We start from the raw sequence: 3,969 nt of genomic DNA on the forward strand, positions 1-3,969 counted from the left end.
TCTCAAATCAAAATCCATCTGAAAAGAAGCTTTTCTCATTCAGAGCCCTTCAGGAAGTGCAGCCACTCCCCAATCTTCTTCTCATACCCATTTTCTGACGGGCGGTAAAATGTGCTGCCCTCCAGTCCATCCGGCAGGTACTGCTGCTTCACATAATGGTTCGGATAATCATGTGCATACTTGTACCCGTCGCCATGCCCCAGCTTCTCCGCCCCGCTGTAATGGCAATCGCGCAGATGGGACGGCACCGTAAAGTTGCCCTTTAACCTGACCGCCTCCTGTGCCTCATCGACCGCCATATACGCCGCGTTGCTCTTCGGCGCGCTCGCCACATAGGTAGCCGCCTGCGACAGGATAATCCGCGCCTCCGGCAGACCAATCCGCTCCACTGCCAGCGCCGCGCTGACCGCAACCTGAATCGCCTGCGGATCCGCATTGCCGACATCCTCCGATGCACAGATCATGATACGCCGCGCAATAAATTTGATATCCTCGCCTGCATCCAGCATCTTCGCCAGATAATAAACTGCCGCATCCGGATCGGTACCGCGCATACTCTTGATAAACGCTGAGATCGTATCGTAATGGTTGTCCCCCGTCTTGTCATACTTCACGGCACGGCGCTGGATGCACTCCTGGGCTACATCGAGTGTGATGTGAATCAAACCATCTTCACTCCGTTCCGTTGTGAGAATACCAAGCTCGATCGCATTGAGCGCCGCGCGCGCGTCTCCGCCTGCCATATCGGCCAGAAAATCGAGCGCCTCGTCCGTCGCCTCCGCGCGATAGCTTCCCATACCCTTTTCCTTGTCATGGAGCGCCCGCTCTAAAAGCTCGCGGATATCCGCATTTTCCAACGGTTTCAGCTCAAAAATACGGGATCGGGAAATCAGCGCCCCATTGACCTCAAAATACGGATTTTCCGTCGTCGCACCAATGAGCAGAATCGTACCATCCTCAACAAACGGCAGAAGATAGTCCTGCTGCCCCTTATTAAAGCGGTGAATCTCGTCGATAAACAGGATCGTGCGCTTTCCGTACATCCCCAGCGCATCCTTGGCATCCTGCACGACCTGTTCCATATCTTTTTTCCCCGCCACCGTCGCGTTGAGCTGCTCAAAACGCGCGCTCGTCGTGTTGGCAATCACGCGCGCCAGCGTCGTTTTGCCCGTTCCGGGCGGTCCGTAAAAAATCAGCGATCCGAGCTTATCCGCCTTGATCGCCCGGTACAAAAGCTTATCCTTTCCTATGATATGCTTCTGTCCCACCACCTCGTCAAGCGTGGACGGGCGCAGCCTGGATGCCAGCGGTGCCTCCTGCTCGATCGTATTTTTCCGCATATAATCAAATAAATCCATCGTATCCTCTCAATCAATCAGACATTCTTCTATTGTAACAAAAGTATATCCCTCCGCCGTCAATGTGTCAATCGTTTCAAGCGCTGCATCGACCGAAGTCTGATATGCATCATGCATCAGCACCACCGTGTGAACCGCCGCATTTTTACAGATATGCTTCACAATCCGCGCCGTATTCCGGCTTTTCCAATCCAGCGTATCGACGTCCCAGAACACCGGCGTCATCGACACTCTCTCCTGAAGTTCCGTACTCCATGAACCATACGGCGGACGTATGTATTCCGGACGTTTTCCCGTGACCGCCTCGATCCAATCGGCCGTCTCCCGAATCTCCTCCACGCTCTTTTCAATCGGCTGGTGCGCCAGATCCACATGTGCCATGCAGTGAACCCCGATGAGATGACCGTCTTTAGCCATCTGTCGCACCAGTTCCTCATTACCCGGAATATTTTCCCCGACCAGAAAAAAAGAGGCTTTCACGCCCCTCTCGCGCAAGCCGTCCAGCAGCTTTTTCGTGTACACCCTGTGCGGTCCGTCGTCGAAGGTCAGCGCCAGCTCCCCGCCGGAAAAGCATTCCGGGGAGGAAACCGTTTGGTTCGTCTGGTCCGCCTGCTCCACTTCCGCCAAATCTTCCCACTGCATCCCCACTGCCAGCCTGCACACGATTCCTAAGAAACACAGATCCAGCAGCACTGCCGTGCACAGGCAGAGCAGTTTTTTCCTCATGGAACCCTTATTTTGAATGATCCGATTTACCATTTTAGATGTATCAGCCCTGAACTGTGACAGGGCATCCCCTTTATATTTGCGTTTCCGCTTCCATGTATTATATGAACGCAAAAAAGGATCCAGACCTCCGCATTTCTGTCAGGTCTGAATCCTCTTTTTCTATTTAATGTGCTCTCGGAATCTTTCCGCCAGCCGCAAAAGCAAGTGCAGGAAAGACTCCGAGCGTACATTTTAACCTACTAGCGCCGAAATACCAAAGTAGGACAGCACCACGATACCAAGCACAATCCGATAATATCCGAAAAACTTGAAATCATGCTTGCGGACATATCCCATCAGGAACTTGATCGAGTACACGGACACGCCAAATGCGACCACCATACCAAGAACCAGATAAATGAACTCCGCGAAAGAAAATCCGCCGCCCTGAATGAAAAATTTCACAATCTTTAAAAAACTCGCACCGAACATAACCGGAATCCCAAGGAAGAATGAAAACTCTGCCGCCGCCGGACGTGAACAGCCGATCAGCATCGCGCCCAGAATCGTCGCGCCCGAACGGGAAGTACCCGGAATCATCGCCAGCACCTGGAAACAGCCGATCAGCGCCGCTGTCTGGAACGAAATCTGCGTCACGCGCTCAATCGGAAAATGACGGTGCACGTTTCGATTTTCCAGTACGATAAACAAAACGCCGTAGAGAATCAGCATCGCTGCTACGACATAGCCGTTCATCAGCTTATCCATGAAATGGTCAAGCGGAAGCCCAATCACCGCTGCCGGAATGCAGGCTATAATAATTTTTATCCACAAACGGATTGTACCGCGCTTCTGCGCCATCGATTTGTGCGGTGAAAACGGATTCAATTTATTGAAATACAGCACCATAACCGCCAGAATCGCACCCAGCTGGATGACAACCATAAACACTTCCCGGTACGCCTCGCTGACATCCAGATGGATGATCTCATCCACCAGAATCATATGCCCGGTACTGCTGATCGGAAGCCATTCCGTGAAACCTTCCACGATTCCCAGTACAATTACCTTTAAAATCTCAACAAAACTCATGTCTGCTCCTTCCTACACGTTTTCTATCTGCCAGTCGATCGGGGCAACACCATGCTCTTTTAAAAATTCATTGGTCTTGCTGAATGGGCGGCTGCCGAAAAATCCGCGGTACGCAGACAGCGGGCTCGGATGCGGTGCTTCGAGAATCAGATGCTTCGGATTATTAAGCATCGATTTCTTCGCTTGTGCCGGACGTCCCCACAGAATAAATACCATCGGACGGTCCTGCTCATTTAAGATCTTGATCGCAGCGTCCGTAAACTCCTCCCAGCCGATTCCACGGTGGGAATTTGCCTGATGTGCGCGGACGGTCAGAACTGTGTTCAGCAGCATGACTCCCTGCTTCGCCCATTTCGTCAGATAGCCATTGTTCGGGATGTAGCAGCCGAGATCATCGTGCAATTCCTGATAAATATTCACCAGGGACGGCGGGATTTCCACATCCGGCTTTACCGAAAAGCAAAGCCCATGCGCCTGTCCCGGACCATGGTAGGGATCCTGACCTAAAATAACCACCTTTACCTCGGAAAGAGGGGTAAAATCAAATGCATTGAAAATATCATTCGCATCCGGATATACAACATGCGTCTCATATTCCCGTTTCACAGTATCGTATAACTTTCTGTAATATGGCTTTTTAAACTCTCCGCTGAGCGGAGCCAGCCAGTCATTACTGATTGCTCCCATTGCCCTATCCTCTCGTCCATGTCATTTTCTGTCGTTTTCTGTCAAACGATGGTTCCATTTTAGCACAATCGAAGCGGTTTCTCAAGTTTTGCTTCCCAAATGTCCCCTCCGCAGATAAGTGGAC

Annotated in this window: 4 protein-coding genes; all 4 read right to left on the reverse strand. The window is 51.5% G+C overall.

Annotated elements, in window-relative coordinates:
- Window positions 1-35 precede the first annotated feature (35 nt).
- On the reverse strand, window positions 36-1,358 hold the full coding sequence (locus tag QVO97_RS12275; RefSeq protein ID WP_022360609.1) for a replication-associated recombination protein A: 1,323 nt from the start codon (window positions 1,356-1,358) through the stop codon (window positions 36-38).
- Between the two features lie 9 nt (window positions 1,359-1,367).
- Window positions 1,368-2,117 carry a polysaccharide deacetylase family protein gene (locus QVO97_RS12280; protein WP_288189766.1) on the reverse strand — a complete coding sequence of 250 codons (750 nt, stop codon included), beginning with the start codon at window positions 2,115-2,117 and terminating at the stop codon, window positions 1,368-1,370.
- A 201-nt stretch (window positions 2,118-2,318) separates the two neighbouring features.
- A complete protein-coding gene (locus tag QVO97_RS12285) occupies window positions 2,319-3,158 on the reverse strand; it encodes an undecaprenyl-diphosphate phosphatase (protein ID WP_022360611.1) in 840 nt (279 codons plus the stop codon).
- 12 nt (window positions 3,159-3,170) lie between these two features.
- Window positions 3,171-3,845, reverse strand: coding sequence for a uracil-DNA glycosylase (locus QVO97_RS12290; RefSeq protein ID WP_022360612.1), 675 nt, complete (start codon window positions 3,843-3,845; stop codon window positions 3,171-3,173).
- Between the last annotated feature and the right edge of the window lie 124 nt (window positions 3,846-3,969).

Origin of the sequence: Clostridium sp. CAG:43 (assembly GCF_000434655.1) — a bacterium.
GTDB classification, from domain to species: domain Bacteria; phylum Bacillota; class Clostridia; order Lachnospirales; family Lachnospiraceae; genus Otoolea; species Otoolea fessa.

What these genes read in the sequence shown, in the direction of transcription:
- QVO97_RS12290 (WP_022360612.1), bottom strand. Translation starts at nt 3,845, where the DNA reads ATGGGAGCAATCAGTAATGACTGGCTGGCTCCGCTCAGCGGAGAGTTT.
- QVO97_RS12285 (WP_022360611.1), bottom strand. Translation starts at nt 3,158, where the DNA reads ATGAGTTTTGTTGAGATTTTAAAGGTAATTGTACTGGGAATCGTGGAA.
- QVO97_RS12280 (WP_288189766.1), bottom strand. Translation starts at nt 2,117, where the DNA reads ATGGTAAATCGGATCATTCAAAATAAGGGTTCCATGAGGAAAAAACTG.
- QVO97_RS12275 (WP_022360609.1), bottom strand. Translation starts at nt 1,358, where the DNA reads ATGGATTTATTTGATTATATGCGGAAAAATACGATCGAGCAGGAGGCA.